This window comes from Nocardia sp. NPDC051929 (assembly GCF_044548645.1).
GTDB lineage: Bacteria > Actinomycetota > Actinomycetes > Mycobacteriales > Mycobacteriaceae > Nocardia > Nocardia sichangensis.
Genome location: NZ_JBIUCG010000009.1, coordinates 158,902 through 173,612, shown reverse-complemented (window position 1 = coordinate 173,612; position 14,711 = coordinate 158,902). Strand labels below are relative to the sequence as shown.

Annotated in this window: 12 protein-coding genes; 6 read left to right on the top strand and 6 right to left on the bottom strand. The window is 67.7% G+C overall.

Annotated features, from left to right (window positions below):
• Positions 1-26: 26 nt before the first annotated feature.
• Positions 27-365, bottom strand: a complete 339-nt coding sequence (locus ACIHAX_RS13835) for a putative quinol monooxygenase (RefSeq protein ID WP_355075364.1) — start codon at positions 363-365, stop codon at positions 27-29.
• A gap of 61 nt (positions 366-426) precedes the next feature.
• Between ACIHAX_RS13835 and ACIHAX_RS13830 the strand changes: the two genes are divergently transcribed.
• Entirely contained in the window at positions 427-771 is a 345-nt protein-coding gene (locus tag ACIHAX_RS13830) for a helix-turn-helix transcriptional regulator (protein WP_355075362.1), read from the top strand.
• Positions 772-802: 31 nt separating this feature from the next.
• Here the strand turns inward: ACIHAX_RS13830 and ACIHAX_RS13825 are convergent, their stop codons facing one another.
• Together ACIHAX_RS13825 and ACIHAX_RS13820 are read right to left on the bottom strand one after the other, a co-directional pair.
• Positions 803-2,194: a DUF1214 domain-containing protein gene (locus ACIHAX_RS13825; protein ID WP_397277616.1), complete on the bottom strand. Its 1,392-nt coding sequence runs from the start codon at positions 2,192-2,194 to the stop codon at positions 803-805.
• A 93-nt stretch (positions 2,195-2,287) separates the two neighbouring features.
• Positions 2,288-2,650 carry a metalloregulator ArsR/SmtB family transcription factor gene (locus ACIHAX_RS13820; RefSeq protein ID WP_355075358.1) on the bottom strand — a complete coding sequence of 121 codons (363 nt, stop codon included), beginning with the start codon at positions 2,648-2,650 and terminating at the stop codon, positions 2,288-2,290.
• Between the two features lie 94 nt (positions 2,651-2,744).
• Here ACIHAX_RS13820 and ACIHAX_RS13815 point away from each other — a divergent pair, with 94 nt between their 5' ends.
• Complete coding sequence (locus ACIHAX_RS13815; RefSeq protein WP_397277614.1) at positions 2,745-4,703, top strand: heavy metal translocating P-type ATPase; 1,959 nt, start codon at positions 2,745-2,747, stop codon at positions 4,701-4,703.
• 55 nt (positions 4,704-4,758) lie between these two features.
• Here the strand turns inward: ACIHAX_RS13815 and gndA are convergent, their stop codons facing one another.
• The gene (gndA, locus tag ACIHAX_RS13810; RefSeq protein ID WP_356965772.1) at positions 4,759-6,204 is read right to left on the bottom strand and encodes an NADP-dependent phosphogluconate dehydrogenase; all 1,446 of its coding nucleotides are present in this window, start codon (positions 6,202-6,204) and stop codon (positions 4,759-4,761) included.
• A gap of 171 nt (positions 6,205-6,375) precedes the next feature.
• On the bottom strand, positions 6,376-7,299 hold the full coding sequence (locus ACIHAX_RS13805; protein WP_397277612.1) for an alpha/beta hydrolase: 924 nt from the start codon (positions 7,297-7,299) through the stop codon (positions 6,376-6,378).
• 52 nt (positions 7,300-7,351) lie between these two features.
• On the opposite strand from ACIHAX_RS13805, the gene ACIHAX_RS13800 reads away from it, so the two are divergent.
• Positions 7,352-8,008: a TetR/AcrR family transcriptional regulator gene (locus tag ACIHAX_RS13800; RefSeq protein WP_356965770.1), complete on the top strand. Its 657-nt coding sequence runs from the start codon at positions 7,352-7,354 to the stop codon at positions 8,006-8,008.
• On the opposite strand, the gene ACIHAX_RS13795 is transcribed toward ACIHAX_RS13800, so the two are convergent.
• Complete coding sequence (locus ACIHAX_RS13795; protein ID WP_355075348.1) at positions 7,985-8,497, bottom strand: MarR family transcriptional regulator; 513 nt, start codon at positions 8,495-8,497, stop codon at positions 7,985-7,987. The genes ACIHAX_RS13800 and ACIHAX_RS13795 overlap by 24 nt on opposite strands.
• Positions 8,498-8,716: 219 nt before the next feature.
• On the opposite strand from ACIHAX_RS13795, the gene ACIHAX_RS13790 reads away from it, so the two are divergent.
• The 3 genes from ACIHAX_RS13790 (at position 8,717) to ACIHAX_RS13780 (ending at position 14,662) form a co-directional block, all read left to right on the top strand.
• The gene (locus tag ACIHAX_RS13790; RefSeq protein WP_355075346.1) at positions 8,717-9,946 is read left to right on the top strand and encodes a TetR/AcrR family transcriptional regulator; all 1,230 of its coding nucleotides are present in this window, start codon (positions 8,717-8,719) and stop codon (positions 9,944-9,946) included.
• Positions 9,947-10,162: 216 nt separating this feature from the next.
• Entirely contained in the window at positions 10,163-11,998 is a 1,836-nt protein-coding gene (locus ACIHAX_RS13785; RefSeq protein ID WP_397277609.1) for an acyl-CoA dehydrogenase, read from the top strand.
• A 312-nt stretch (positions 11,999-12,310) separates the two neighbouring features.
• Positions 12,311-14,662 (top strand): arylsulfatase, encoded by a 2,352-nt coding sequence (locus ACIHAX_RS13780; protein WP_397277607.1) that lies wholly within the window; start codon positions 12,311-12,313, stop codon positions 14,660-14,662.
• Positions 14,663-14,711 lie beyond the last annotated feature (49 nt).

Sequence of the window (14,711 nt, the reverse complement as noted above, 5' to 3'; positions counted from 1 at the left end):
GGTCAAGCAGCGGATCGATCGGGTGGTCAGCCTGCGACCGGGCGCGGATACGGGCTGTGCATCGACAGCCAGCGGATGTCGAGATCCCGTTCGAGGTAGTCCATGCGCTTGTCCCAGAACGCCCGCATGTGCGGCAGGGCCAAATGACGATCGAGATCTTCCTTGGACCGCCATACCTCGTAGAAGACGAACGTGCCCGGCCGGTCCTTGTCCTCGTGGAAGTGATACTCCAACGAACCTTCTTCGGCGCGCGTGGGCTCGACGAAGGACAACAGCAACTCACGCAGTTCCGCCGCGCGCTCCGGTTTGGGGTGGGCGAAACCGACGAGGACGTAGGGCGCGTGATCAGGTACGAGATTTTTCATACCTCGGACGCTAGCGGCCACTGAGGTACGATGCAAGACGTACCTATGGAGGAGGTTCGCCGTGCCCGGCAGCGATCAGCCCGCACCGGAGGAGATGGAACTCGGTTCGGTGTTCGCCGCGCTCGCCGATCGGCATCGCCGCCAGGTGATCCTCACGCTCCTCGCCGAGCCCGACGGCACCGAGCGCCATTGCAGTTCGTTCGGCCTCCCGGTATCGAAAGCGACACTCACGCACCACTTTCGGGTTCTTCGCCAGGCCGGGCTGATCCGTCAGGTCGATCGCGGCAACAGCAATATGGCCCAACTACGCAGAGCCGAACTCCAGCACCGATTCCCTGGCTTGATCGAGTTGCTCCGCGCGGAAATCCCGGACCAGAGACGCAAGCGCTGCCATCCCGCCCCATAGGCCGAGCCACGAGGGCCGTCGCCACACTCGATCAGCTCGCGCGCTCGAAATCGCCGGGCCGCCAAGTCTGGTCGAACGCCGCTTCCTCGGGTCCGTAGATGCGCAGATAGGCGAACCATCCGCGGCCGGGGACGGTTTGCAGCCAGCGGGTCTCGTCGCCGTCAGGAGGAATGGGGCCGAAGTGCAGCCGCACGGGGCCGTCGGGCGGGAGGTCGCACAACTCGAACAGCGACCGGAGGGCGGCCTTGCCCTGGTCGGCCTGGATCTGCGAGCGAGTCTGCGCGTCGTAGACCGTCACGGACCAGAACAGCCCGGCCGGCACCGGCCGCGGTATATCGAGGGTATAAGTGGCACTACCGTCCAAGTAATCCCCTCGCCCGTCCCGCATGGCGAGCCAATACAGCGATCCGCCGCCCACCTGCCGCCGGAACATGGCCGGTGAGGCGATGATCGCTTGGGCGAACCACCGGTCGCGCGCTTCGAGGTCGAGACCGGAGGCGGTCCGGAAGTCGCCGTTGTCGGCGACCAGTCCCACCCATTCCCAGCGACGGTCCGGCCAGGCCATGCGGTCCGGCCGGCCACTGGCGAACGCGGATACGAGCAATTGACCGCGCCCGGTCCGCGCCGCGGCCGTCAACAGCGCCGCGGACCGGCGGTCGGGCGCGAACCGAACGCCTCGCTCGAGACCGATCGCCCCGAGCAGCCCATACATCGGCAAGAACTCCGGCACCACCGGTTCCGTCTCGAGAATCCCGTGCAGCACCCGCCAGTAAGAGATGTCGGCTTCCCAGCACAAACAGGTGGAGTCCATAGCCAACTCGGTGGTGTCGATGATGTCCAGCACCGCGCCCGCCTCCTCGAGCGGGTGCACCCGGACCGCCCGCAGCGCATCCATCGCCTCGGCCGGGTCGCCACCGAGCGGCAGCGCGCGCACGGCGAGCAGCACTTTGAAGGACGCGGATCGCCCGACGTGCGCCCGATCCGGCAGCGCCCCCGCGTAGCCGGGAGGAACGATGACGTAAGTGCCGCCCTGCCCTCGGTCGGGCCCTGGAATGCCGAGATCGGTGATCCACCGTTGATGATGATCGTCGACCAGGCCGATGTACGGTCCCGGCGGAAGCTCGACCACCATCGGCCCCGCCGACAGATCCAGCACCGCGGCGCCATACGGGGTATCGGAATTCAGAGTGAACCCGATATGCCGCGGCCCGGTAGAGGCGATTCCGACCGCGCGGTTGTCGTTCAGTCCGATCTCCCTGTTGCCGTTGAAGATTCCTTCCATCGACACGGTCGGATACCAGAACCGGTACGCGACCACGGCGCGCTGGAACACGCTGTCGTCCCATGCCCGAGTCGCGGAAGACTCGATCGGATAGCCATTCGCGAACTCGTACCGGTTGTCCACCATCGCCGGGGCCGTCATTTCCTGGACGGTGCCACCGCCGCACCGGGCCGACATCACCCGAAGCGGGTGAAAGACTTGCCGTGCAGCCGGATCGCCAGTGCGCGGGGTCGGTCAGACCGCGGCCTCAGGACGGTCGGACAAGCCGAGGCGCAGGTGTTCGCTGTGGTAGATCGCCTCGTCCAGCAGTTGGGCGACGTGGTTGTCGTAGAGGCTGTAGACGATGCTGCGGCCGGTGCGAGTGCCCGTGACCAGACCCAGATTGCGCAGCAGCCGAAGCTGGTGGGAGACGGCGGACTGTTCCATGCCGATGGCATCGGCCAGCGCGCTCACCGGCAGCGGCCCTTGGCGCAGTTCGGTAAGGATCATCAAGCGGCTCGGTGTGGCCAGCGCCTGCAACGTGGTCGCCACATGGGTGGCCGATTCGGGATCCAAGCGCACGGCAGGGCGGTCCCTGCCTTCGACGCCGTGTCCCATGACTGAACAGCATACTCTAGGAACAAATGAAGACATGTTCATGTGTTCTGGTATGGTTCGGGCCGTCTGTCCGTTGCTGTTCTGGAGGTGACCCGTGGCCGCGCCGACGCTCGCGCCGACTCGTCCGACTCCGCCATCCGGTCGCGTGCCCGTGCGGCGGACCCGGCTGTTCACCCTGCCCGAAGCCCGTTGGGCCGCAGTGGCCGTGGTCTTCTTCTGCGCCGGGCTGGCGGTGCAGCTGACCGATGGCCCCCAGTGGCTGCGCTGGGGCATGTACCTGGCCTGCTACGCCGCGGGCGGCTGGGAACCCGGGTGGGCCGGCTTACAGGCTCTCCGCGACAAGACGCTCGACGTCGACCTGCTCATGGTCGCCGCGGCGATCGGAGCGGCGACCATCGGCCAGATCACCGACGGCGCGTTGCTGATCGTCATCTTCGCGACCTCCGGCGCCCTGGAAGCGCTGGCCACCGCCCGGACCGAGGACTCGGTGCGCGGACTGCTCGACCTCACACCCGACACCGCGACCCGGGTCGCGCGCGACGGCGAGGAAGAGACGGTCCACGCCACCGAACTGCGCGTCGGAGACGTCCTCGTGGTGCGGCCCGGGGAGCGGATCGCCGCGGACGCGACCGTCCTCTCCGGCGGCAGTGAGGTCGATCAGGCCACCATCACCGGCGAACCGTTGCCGGTGAACAAAATCCAGGGCGACGAGGTGTACGCGGGCACCCTCAACGGCACGGGGGCCCTGCGCATCCGCGTCGTGCGCCGCGCGCGGGACTCCGTGGTAGCGCGCATCGCGGCCCTGGTCGAGCAGGCGGCCCGAACCAAAGCGCGCACCCAGCTTTTCATCGAGAAGGTGGAACAGCGCTACTCCGTCGGCATGGTCGCGGTCACCCTCGCGGTGTTCGCCATCCCGCTGCTGCTCGGTGACAACGTGCGGCGAGCGCTGCTGCGAGCGATGACGTTCATGATCGTCGCCTCCCCCTGCGCGGTGGTGCTGGCCACCATGCCGCCCCTGCTGGCGGCCGTCGCCAACGCGGGGCGTCACGGTGTCCTGGTCAAATCCGCGGTGGTCATGGAAAAGCTCGGCGCCACCACGCACGTCGCCTTCGACAAGACCGGCACCCTGACCCGCGGCATCCCGGAACTTGCCGAGATCCGCTGCCTGGACCAACGATTCACCGACGCCGAGGTGCTTCGGCTCGCCGCCGCGGCCGAGCACCCGAGCGAGCACCCCCTCGCGGCGGCGATCGTGCGCGCGGCCCGCACCCGAGAGCTGCGGCTGCCCGAGGTCACCGAATTCACGGCCCACCCAGGTCGCGGCGTGACCGCCCGTGTCGGTGACCGTCTCATCGGCGTCGGCTCCCCCGCCGCGCGGGAACCCACCCGCGACGCCCACACAACTGTCGACGCCTTCCACGCGAGCGGCTACACCGCCGTGGTCGTGACCTGCGAGCACGAACCGATCGGAGTGCTCGCATTGACCGACCAGCTCCGGCCCGAAGCGGTGGCGGCCGTGCGCGCGACGACCGCGCTGACCGGCAGCGCGCCGATACTGCTGACCGGCGACAACACCGCCACCGCCGATCGGCTCGCCGAATGTGTCGGCATCACCGACGTCCGGGCGGAACTGCTGCCCGACGACAAGATGATCGCGGTGCGCGAGTTGCAAGCCGGCGGGCGGAAACTGACCGTGGTCGGCGACGGCATCAACGATGCCCCTGCGCTCGCCGCGGCCGAGGTCGGCATCGCCATGGGCGGCGCCGGATCCGACCTGACCCTGCGGACCGCGGACGCCGTCGTCGTGCGCGACGACCTGACCACGATCCCGGCGGTGATCGCGTTGTCCCGGCAGGCGCGACGGGTGGTGATCGCCAACTTGGCCATCGCCGCCACCTGCATCGGCGTGCTGGTGGTCTGGGACCTCGCCGGGACCCTGCCGCTCCCCCTCGGCGTCGCCGGGCACGAGGGATCCACCGTCCTCGTCGGGCTCAACGGGCTACGCCTGCTCCGCCGGGGTGCGTGGGAGCGAGCTGCCGGATCACGGGAGTGACAACGACCTCCGTCGCAGTGCGGAAACGAATCCCGCACTGCGACAGCGCGTCCGGCTAGTCGGCGCGAACCTCGCCGCGGTCCCCGCTCCACAGCGTGTGGAACTTGCCTTCGGCGTCCACCCGCTCGTAGGTGTGCGCACCGAAGAAATCACGCTGCCCCTGGGTGAGCGCGGCCGGGAGACGCTCGGCGCGCAGGGCGTCGTAGTAGGACAGCGACGAAGCGAACGCGGGCACCGGAATGCCGAGCAGCGTCGCGGTGGCCACGACGCGGCGCCAGCTGTCGATGGCCGTCTCGATCGCCTCACGGAAGTACGGTGCGAGAATCAAGCTCGGCAGCGCCGGGTTCTCGTCGTAGGCGTCCTTGATCCGGTTGAGGAACCGGGCGCGGATGATGCAGCCGCCACGCCAGATCGTCGCGAGATCACCCGGGCGCAAGTTCCAGTCGTATTCGGCGCTGCCCGCGGCGATCTGGTCGAAGCCCTGCGCGTAGGCGACCACCTTCGAGGCGTAGAGCGCCTGCCGGATGTCCTCGGTGAACCGCTCCACGTCGGTGGGCTTGTCGGCCAGCCGTCCGGAAGCCAGACCCCGCGCGGCCTTTCGCTGCTCGCGAGAACCGGACAGCGCCCGCGCGAACACCGCTTCGGCGATTCCGGTCACCGGCACGCCGAGGTCGAGCGCGGACTTCACCGTCCAGCGCCCGGTGCCCTTCTGCTCGGCCGCGTCGACGATCACGTCGACCAGCGGCTTGCCCGTCTTCGCGTCGACCTGGTTCAGCACCTCGGCGGTGATCTCGACCAGGTAGCTCTCCAGGTCGCCGGAGTTCCACTGGGTGAACACGTCCGCGATCTGTTTGGCGTCGAAACCGAGCGCGTCGCGGAACAGGTGGTAGGCCTCACCGATCAACTGCATGTCGGCGTACTCGATGCCGTTGTGCACCATCTTGACGAAATGTCCGGAGCCGTCCGGGCCGATGTGGGTGCAGCAGGGCGTTCCGTCGACCTTCGCCGCGATGGATTCCAGCAGCGGCCCGAGCGAGTCGTAGGACTCCTTGGGGCCGCCGGGCATGATCGCGGGGCCGTTGAGGGCGCCCTCCTCGCCCCCGGAGATGCCCGCTCCGACGAAGTTCAGCCCGCGCTCGCGCATCGCGGCTTCCCGCCGAATGGTGTCGGTGTAGAGGGCGTTTCCACCATCGATGATGATGTCGCCCGGCTCCATCGCGTCCGCGAGTTCCTCGATGACCGCGTCGGTCGCGGCGCCTGCCTTCACCATGATGAGCACCCGGCGCGGCTTCTCCAGCGCGGCGACGAACTCCTCGATCGTTTCGGTCCGCACGAAGTCGCCGTCGTCGCCGTGGGCCTCGAGCAGTGCGTCGGTCTTGGCGATGCTGCGGTTGTGCAGCGCAACGGTATAGCCGTTCCTGGCGAAGTTCCGTGCGATGTTGCTACCCATGACCGCCAGACCGGTGACCCCGATCTGTGCGCGCGCTGTAGAGGTCGGCATCAATCAGCTCTCTTCGTTCGGCAGGGCGGCGCGTCCGCGCGAAGCTGTTCGGCGGCGGCATCGTGGCGTCCGTTCCACGACGCTTCAGACCTTACCCACCCCGCCGGTGCGGGCTCGGAGCGCATCACGAGCCGCTCACGTGACCATACGGGCGTCGGCGCGTACGCGACTTCACGTCCCGGCCGGCACGGGACCGGAGACCAACCGGTCACGAATCTCGGCGAACGCGTCGGCCAACTGGTGGATGCCCGGCGTCTCCACGGGAAAATGCCCCGCCGCGTCGAGCACGACCAGGCGTTTGGGAGCGGCGATCCGATCGAAGAACGACTGGCTCAGCGCCAAGGGCGTCCACCGATCGGCGCCGGGGTGAACCAGCCATACGGGGCAGGAGGTGAAATCCTCCGGTTCGAGACCGGGATCGGACCGCAGATAGGTTCGCAGGAATCCCAGTGGCATCCAGGCGCCACCGCCGTGGGGATCGGCCGAGACGACCCGGGTCAGCTCGGGATCGTTCGATATCGCGGACATATTCGCGAGCAACCGCATCGGGATTCGCAGATCGTCGATCGCGGGCACCAGCAACCGTGTTCCGTACCGACCCAGCCACGGGCGACGGGCGACCGCCGCGCGAACTCGCGCCAGCCGTGGGTCGAGCAGACAAGTGGCCGCGAGCGCGTCCACCATGCCGGTGCGGGCCGCCACCGTGTACGCCAGCATCCCGCCCACGCTCGCCCCCACCAGCACCAACGGCCGCGAATCCGCCACCTTGACCGCACGGACCATATCGTCGACGCAGTCCACCCAGTCCGCATACCGGATCGCGCGGGACGACGGGACGCGGGTGTGGCCGTAGCCGGGCAGGTCGGGGACCCGCACGTCGAAACCGCGCGCCGCCGCCAGCGCCGCGAACGGCCACATCGCCGCGGCATGACCACCGGCGCCGTGGATCAAGATCATCCGAACGTCCGCGTCCGGCCGGTGGACCCGTTCGATGTGGACTTGATGGCCGCGCCACGACCAAGTGCTCGACTGGGGCCGAAAATCCCAGCTCCGGCGTAGGTCGTCGGGGAGAAAGGCGAGGTAAGAAGCGTGCATGTGACAATAATTCGAGCAATCCTCGGTTTTGCCAACTCGACTTCAGGACGCCATGTCGACACCCAGGAAAATCCCGCGCCAGCAGCGGTCGGAGTTCACCTTCGACGCGATCCTCGACGCCGCTGCTCGACTTTTCCAGCAGCACGGTTACGCCGCGACGACGACCAACAAGATCGCCGAACTCGCCGGCGTCTCCATCGGCACCCTCTATCACTACGTCCCCGACAAGGACGCACTGCTCTACTCACTCGCCGAACGGCACCTGCGGCACGCTTCCCAGGCGCTGCTGGAAACGGCCGGGCGCCTGCGTGCCGAACAGCCGCCTCTGGTCGACACCATCCGGCAACTGGTCGTCGCCGTGACGCGGTTGCACACGGCTCAACCGGAGATGCACCGGCTGCTCTTCGATCAGGCCCCTCGCACCGCCGCGGGTGTCGAACGCCTCCGACAACTCGAACGGGTCCTCGCCGACGAAGTGGAATTCCATCTGCGCCGCCTCGAGGTCGGCGGCGACGACCCGGGGTTGACGGCGTTGCTGCTCGTACAGGCGGTGGAGGCGCAGATCCACGGCGCGGTCCTCGATCCGCCGCCCGGCCGCACCGCCGACGAATGCGGCCGGGCGATCATCGATCTCTGGACCCGGGCGCTCACGCCGCCCGCCGACCCCGGCCGGGCGGCGGCCGAGTCATCGCGAATCGGCCACCAGTGACCCGGCGCCGAGACCGCCCGCGATCAGCGCATCCGCTCCCCGGTCACCGTAAGCGATGCGCTCGAGCAGATCCAGCGCCTCGCCGACCTTGTGCAACTCACCCGTCCGCAAACTCTCCGACAACGCTTGCGCCAGCGCGTCGTTCGCGGACGCTTGATGTCCGCACACCCACGCGCGGCCTTCGTCGGTGAGAGTCAGATTCACCCGGCGTCCGTCGTTCGGGTCGCGCACACCGATGATCAGACCCTGGTCGCGCAAGCCGTCGACCACGTTGCGCATCGTCTGCGGCCGCAGCATCTCCAGCCGCGCCAAGTCGACCGCGGCCATGGCGCCGTATCGGTGCAGCCGTCCTAAGACCGCCCACTGCGTCGCGGACAGCCGCCGTTCGTCGGGATCTCTCCGGGCGCGCCGCAGGATGACGGTCGTCGCAATGCGCAGCCGGGCCGCGATGGTGGACAGTGCTGTGGCGTCCGCGGTGTCAGCGCTCACGGGCGGGCTCCCTCTGCTTACCTGGTGGGACAACGATCCCCGGGCTGGTGATAGCTGCGGGAAGCCTACTCGACAGTAGGACATCGGCGTGGCCCGTGACGAAATCGTCATACGGACCGGTGGCCGCGACAGATCCCCACGGCCCACCAGCTATCGGGTCGACCCCGGGGGGCGGCCCGATAGCTGGTGCGGACCGCCCGATGCGCGACACTGACCGCGATGGGCACACAGGCGAACAGCGGACAACCACGGCGGAGACCACCGCATCGACGCGAGATGATCCTGGCCGCCGCGGTCGACGCCTTCACGCACGGCGGCTATTACGGCACGACGATGGCCGACATCGCGGCTGCGGTGGGCATCTCGGCGACGGCGTTGTATCGACACTTCCGCAACAAACAGCAACTTTTGGGCCAATGCCTGCTGGTCGGCCTCGACGACACCTTGAACCGGCTGGACGCCGCATATCGCGCCGATGACTCCGGCGGCGCGGTAACGGCGGAGTTGGTCCGGGTCGCGCTGGAGTTGCGCGGCCTGCCGCGGCTGTGGCAACTGGAGTTCCGCAATCTGACCGCCGCCGACAAGACCGCGGTGCTCGTCCGCGCCGCACGGCTCACCCGCTACCTACGACACACGATCCACTTACGCCGACCCGAACTGAGCACGGCCGATGTCGAATTGCTGAGCTGGTGCGTGCTGTCGATCGCGGTCAGCCCCTCCTATCACCGCGCCGAGTTGCCCGCGCCGGCCGCCGCGCAAGTGCTCGACGCCGCCGTCGCGGCGGTGATCACGACCCGGATGCCCGAACACCCGAACGGCCACGCGCCGAGCCGGCCACCGCGCACCGAGATCGGCAACACCGCACTGGACCGAGCGCTGCGCTCGGAGCGAATGCTCGCCGAGGCGGCGCGGCTGTTCAGCACCCGCGGTTACGCCGCGGTGGGCATCGAGGACATCGGTGCGGCCGTCGGCGTCACCGGACCCGCCCTGTATCACCATTTCTCCAGCAAGGCGGAGTTGCTGGACCAGATCGTCCGGCGCCAGGACGAGTGGCTCCGACTGCTGCTCGCCCGGGCGATCGCAGAGGGACGCAGCGCCGAGGAGTCCCTGCGCTCGCTCATGCGCAGCTTCGCGCAATTGGGCGTCGACGAACCCGACCTCTTGGCGATCACGGTCAGCGAGACCCGGCATCTTCCTGGCGACGGGGTGCAGCGCTACCGGAGGGTGCGCCTCGACGGCATCGCCCAGTGGGCCCGCATGCTGCAGGCGGTGCGGCCGGATCTATCCGCGCCCGTCGCGCGGGTGCTCAGCCGCGCGATCGTCACCGTCGTCATCGATGCCGTACGCAATCCCCGCTTCCGGCGGCGCGCCGATCTCGTCGACGTCCTCGTAGCCATCGGGGAGCGGATCGAAACGGCGGGAAATCCCGGCCGCACCCCCTCGCAGTGATTTATACCACTTAGCGAGCATTAACTTAGCTGCGCCAATTACGTGCTAGCAGCGGATTGAATGCCGTTGGACATCCGACCATCTACTTAGTGGTTATTAACATAAGATTGCTTTCGCGTCATCGGTGCCGCACAGTGTGCCGTGGGTGAGCACCTATCCGTGCGCCCGCCGAATCCCTCGCCGGTACACCGGCCGTTTCTCGAAAGGCCCTGGCTCGTGAGCCATTACAAGAGCAACGTGCGTGACCTCGAGTTCAATTTGTTCGAGGTGTACGGACTCGACGACATCCTGCGGACCGGAGCGTTCGGGGACCTGGACGGCGACACCGTGCGATCGATGCTGGCGGAGGCCGCGCGCCTGGCCGAAGGGCCGGTCGCCGAACCGTATGCCGAAACCGACCGCAACCCGCCGGTTTTCGATCCGGCCACCCACTCGGTCAGCCTGCCGAAGTCGTTCAAGAAGGCGGTGCGCGCCTGGTACGACGCCGAATGGTGGCGCGTCGGCAAGTCCGAGGCGGTCGGCGGAGTGCCCGCCCCCTCGATGGTCAGCTGGGCCATCAGCGAATTCGTGCTCGGGGCGCAGCCCGCGGCCTACATGTATCTGACCGGGCCGATGATGGCCCACATCATCGACGGCATCGGCACCGAGCAGCAGCGGCGCTGGGCGCGATTCATCACCGAACTCAACTGGGGCGCCACCATGGTGCTGACCGAGCCCGACGCCGGTTCCGACGTCGGCGCCGGTCGCACCAAGGCGATCGAGCAGGAAGACGGCACCTGGCACATCGAGGGCGTGAAGCGGTTCATCACCTCCGCCGACGCCGACGACCTGTTCGGCAACATCGCCCACCTGGTGCTGGCTCGCCCCGAGGGCGCGGGACCGGGCACCAAGGGCCTGTCGCTGTTCTTCGTACCGAAGTTCCACTTCGACCACGAGACCGGTGAGCTGGGCGACCGCAACGGCGTCTTCGTCACCAACGTCGAGCACAAGATGGGCCTGAAAGCGTCAGCCACCTGTGAGCTCACCTTCGGCGGCCACGGCATCCCGGCCAAGGGCTGGCTGGTCGGCGAGGTGCACAACGGCATCGCGCAGATGTTCCACGTCATCGAGGAAGCTCGGATGATGGTGGGCACCAAGGCCATCGCCACCTTGTCGACCGGCTACCTCAATGCCCTCGAATACGCGAAGAGCCGGGTGCAGGGCAGCGATCTGACCCAGATGGCGGACAAGTCCGCACCGAAGGTGACCATCACCCGGCACCCCGACGTGCGCCGGTCGCTGATGATGCAGAAGGCCTACGCCGAAGGCCTGCGCGCGGTATACCTGTACACCGCCGGTCACCAGAACGACGTTGTCGCGCAGCACATCTCGGGGGCGGATGCCGAGCTGGCCGCGCGGGTCAACGACCTGCTGCTTCCGATCGTCAAGGGCGTCGGCTCGGAGCGGGCCTACCAGTACCTGACCGAGTCGCTGCAGACCCTGGGCGGTTCGGGCTTCCTGCAGGACTACCCGATCGAGCAGTACATCCGCGACGCGAAGATCGACTCGCTGTACGAGGGCACCACCGCGATCCAGGCGCAGGACTTCTTCTTCCGCAAAATCGCCCGCGATCGCGGCGTCGCGCTCGCGCACATCGCGGGCAAGATCCGGGACACGGCGCAATCCGGCGTGGGCAACGGCAGGCTCAAGACCGAGAAGGTGCTGCTGGCCACCGCGCTGGAGGATGTCCAGGACATGGCGGGCCGATTCACTCAGCACCTGATCGCCGCCCAGCAGCAACCCACCGAGTTGTACAAGATCGGACTGAATTCCGTCCGGTTCCTGCTCGCCGTCGGCGATCTCCTCATCGCCTGGCGTCTGATCGTCGCCGCCGAGATCGCCGCCGCGGCCTTGGATGCCGAGCCGGGCGGCGGAGACCGCGCTTTCTATGAGGGCAAGATCGCCGTCGCGTCGTTCTTCGCCAAAACTGTCCTGCCGCACCTCAGCGCGGAATGGTCGGTCATCTCCGACGTCGACATCAGCGTCATGGATCTCGACGAAGCCGCGTTCTGACACCCTCGGCGATCACCGTCGCACCGGCCGCCGCATCCGACGATGCGGCGGCCGGTCGGCTTCCGCCACTGACAGTCGCGCCCGCGTCGTCTAGCATTTGACTCACGTCGCGATAGCGGATGGGCGAGGAACCGATATCGGACGCTCCGGTGGCGTCGACTTCCGACGATGAGGACCCACCCGGCTCCGCGGCAGTACTTGATCGCGCAGTGCCACCGCGGCACCGCTCGTCGACGCAGTGGCATCGCACGCGTTCATTCGGACAACCAGGCTGGCGGTGTCCAGTCCATCCGCAGGACGGAGGGCGGGTAGATGTCACTGGAAGAATACAAACGGGGAACGGCTTTTCCCGGAATCATCGGGCGAACGACGGATGTGTCGAAACCCGCATGGCCGCAACCGGTACGGGCGGCTCCCGGCGCACCGAACTTGGTGTTCATCGTGCTCGACGACACCGGATTCGGACAGCTCGGGTGTTACGGCAGTCCCATTTCCACGCCGCATTTCGACGCGTTGGCCGCAGGCGGACTGCTGTACAACAATATGCACACCACCGCGTTGTGCTCACCGTCGCGTTCCTGTCTCATCACCGGGCGTAATCATCACGCCAACGCCATGGCGGGCATCACGGAGATCGCCACCGGGTATCCGGGCTACAACGGCAATATTCCATTCGAGAACGGATTCCTCTCGGAGATGCTGTTGCAGCACGGCTACAACACCTACATGGTCGGCAAATGGCATCTGGTGCCGTCGGAGCAGGAATCCGCCGCAGGCCCCTACGATCGTTGGCCGCTCGGGCGGGGCTTCGAGCGGTTCTACGGCTTCCTCGGCGGCGACACCAGCCAGTGGTATCCGGATCTGGTCCACGACAACCATCAGGTCGAGCCGCCCGCCACCCCGGAAGACGGCTACCACCTGACCGCCGATCTGGTGGACAAGGCGATCTCCTTCATCGCCGGTGCCAAACAGGTCGCTCCGGACAAGCCGTTCTTCTTGAACTTCTGCACCGGCGCCACACACGCGCCGCACCACGTGCCGAGGAAGTGGGCGGACCGTTACCGCGGCCGATTCGACGGCGGCTGGGACGCCTATCGCGAATACACGTTCGACCGGCAGCGCGAGCTCGGTGTCGTACCACCGGACGCGCGGCTTTCCCGCCGTGATCCGGATGTGCCCGAATGGGCCGCGCTGTCCGCCGACGCACGCCGCCTGGCGGCACGAATGATGGAGGTCTACGCCGGATTCCTCACCCACACAGACCACCACATCGGACGACTGCTCGACTTCCTCGACCAGATCGGGGAGCTCGACAACACCCTGCTCATGCTCGTGTCCGACAACGGCGCCAGTCCGGAGGGCGGGGTCACCGGAACCACGAACGAACTGCAATTCTTCAACAACGCCCCGGAACCGATCGAGGACAGCCTGCGCGCCATCGACGAGCTGGGCGGTCCGACCACGTTCAACCACTATCCGTGGGGTTGGACCTGGGCGGGCAATACTCCCTTCCGGCGGTGGAAGCGCGAAACCTACCGCGGCGGCGTCAGCGATCCCTTCCTGGTCCACTGGCCTCGGGGCATCACCGCACAGGGCGAGATCCGAACCCAGTACGCGCACCTGATCGACGTCGTTCCCACCGTTCTCGACGCTTTCGGCCTCGAACCGCCGGTCACCATCAGGGGCGTATCCCAGTCCCCCTTGCACGGTGTCGGTTTCGCCCACACTTTCGACGATTCCACCGCCGCGACCCGGCACCACACGCAGTATTTCGAAATGCTCGGCCACCGAGCCATCGACCACAACGGCTGGCGGGCCGTGTGCCCCTGGCCGGGCCCGTCCTTCGCCGAAGCGGACCGGCCGTTCGGCACGCCGATCACGGCCGATGACCTCGGCCGGCTCGACGCCGACGATTGGGAGCTCTACCACGTCGCCGAGGACTTCGCCGAGACCCATGACCTCGCCGCTGAACGTCGAGACAAGCTCAACGAGATGATCGCCCTGTGGTATGTGGAAGCAGGCCGCTACGACGTGCTGCCGATCGACGGCAGCGGGTTGCAACGCCTGCTCGCCGAGCGCCCGCAGATCACGCCCGCGCAGACCCGATACACCCTGCACCCGGACACCGAGACGCTGCCTGCGGCCGTCTCGCCGCGGGTGCTGAACCGCCCGCACAGCGTCACCGCCGAAGTGGAGATCCCGTCCGGCGGCGCCGAGGGCGTCTTGCTGTGCCAGGGCACCAATGCCGGAGGCTGGACCTTCTTCGTCGCAGACGGCCACTTGCACTACGCCCACAACTACGTGCGGCGCACCGTGCACCGCGTCGCCTCGACACGAACCATCCCGGAAGGCCGCCACGAATTGCGCTTCGAGTTCGAACCCACCGGCGCACCGGATTTCGGCAACGGCAAGGGCACCCCTGGCACCGCCCGGCTCTACATCGACCGCAGCCCGGCAGGCGAAGCCGATTTCCCGTTCATCACGCCGGTCGCGTTCAACCCCGGTGGGATGACCTGCGGCGCCAACCCGGGCTCCGCGGTGGTGCCCGACTACCGGCCGCCCTTCCGGTTCACCGGCACGTTGCGCACGGTCGTCGTGGATCTGTCCGGAGAACTGACGACGGACGCCAAGAGCGAGATGCGCATGCACATGGCTCGGCAGTAACCGACACCGTGCCCGCCGCGCTTTCTAGCACCCGGGTCGTCGCCACACC

Coding starts and splice junctions, on each gene's coding strand:
- ACIHAX_RS13835 (WP_355075364.1), bottom strand. CDS start 365: ATGAAAAATCTCGTACCTGATCACGCGCCCTACGTCCTCGTCGGTTTC.
- ACIHAX_RS13825 (WP_397277616.1), bottom strand. CDS start 2,194: ATGACGGCCCCGGCGATGGTGGACAACCGGTACGAGTTCGCGAATGGC.
- ACIHAX_RS13820 (WP_355075358.1), bottom strand. CDS start 2,650: ATGGGACACGGCGTCGAAGGCAGGGACCGCCCTGCCGTGCGCTTGGAT.
- gndA (WP_356965772.1), bottom strand. CDS start 6,204: ATGCCGACCTCTACAGCGCGCGCACAGATCGGGGTCACCGGTCTGGCG.
- ACIHAX_RS13805 (WP_397277612.1), bottom strand. CDS start 7,299: ATGCACGCTTCTTACCTCGCCTTTCTCCCCGACGACCTACGCCGGAGC.
- ACIHAX_RS13800 (WP_356965770.1), top strand. CDS start 7,352: ATGTCGACACCCAGGAAAATCCCGCGCCAGCAGCGGTCGGAGTTCACC.
- ACIHAX_RS13790 (WP_355075346.1), top strand. CDS start 8,717: ATGGGCACACAGGCGAACAGCGGACAACCACGGCGGAGACCACCGCAT.
- ACIHAX_RS13780 (WP_397277607.1), top strand. CDS start 12,311: ATGTCACTGGAAGAATACAAACGGGGAACGGCTTTTCCCGGAATCATC.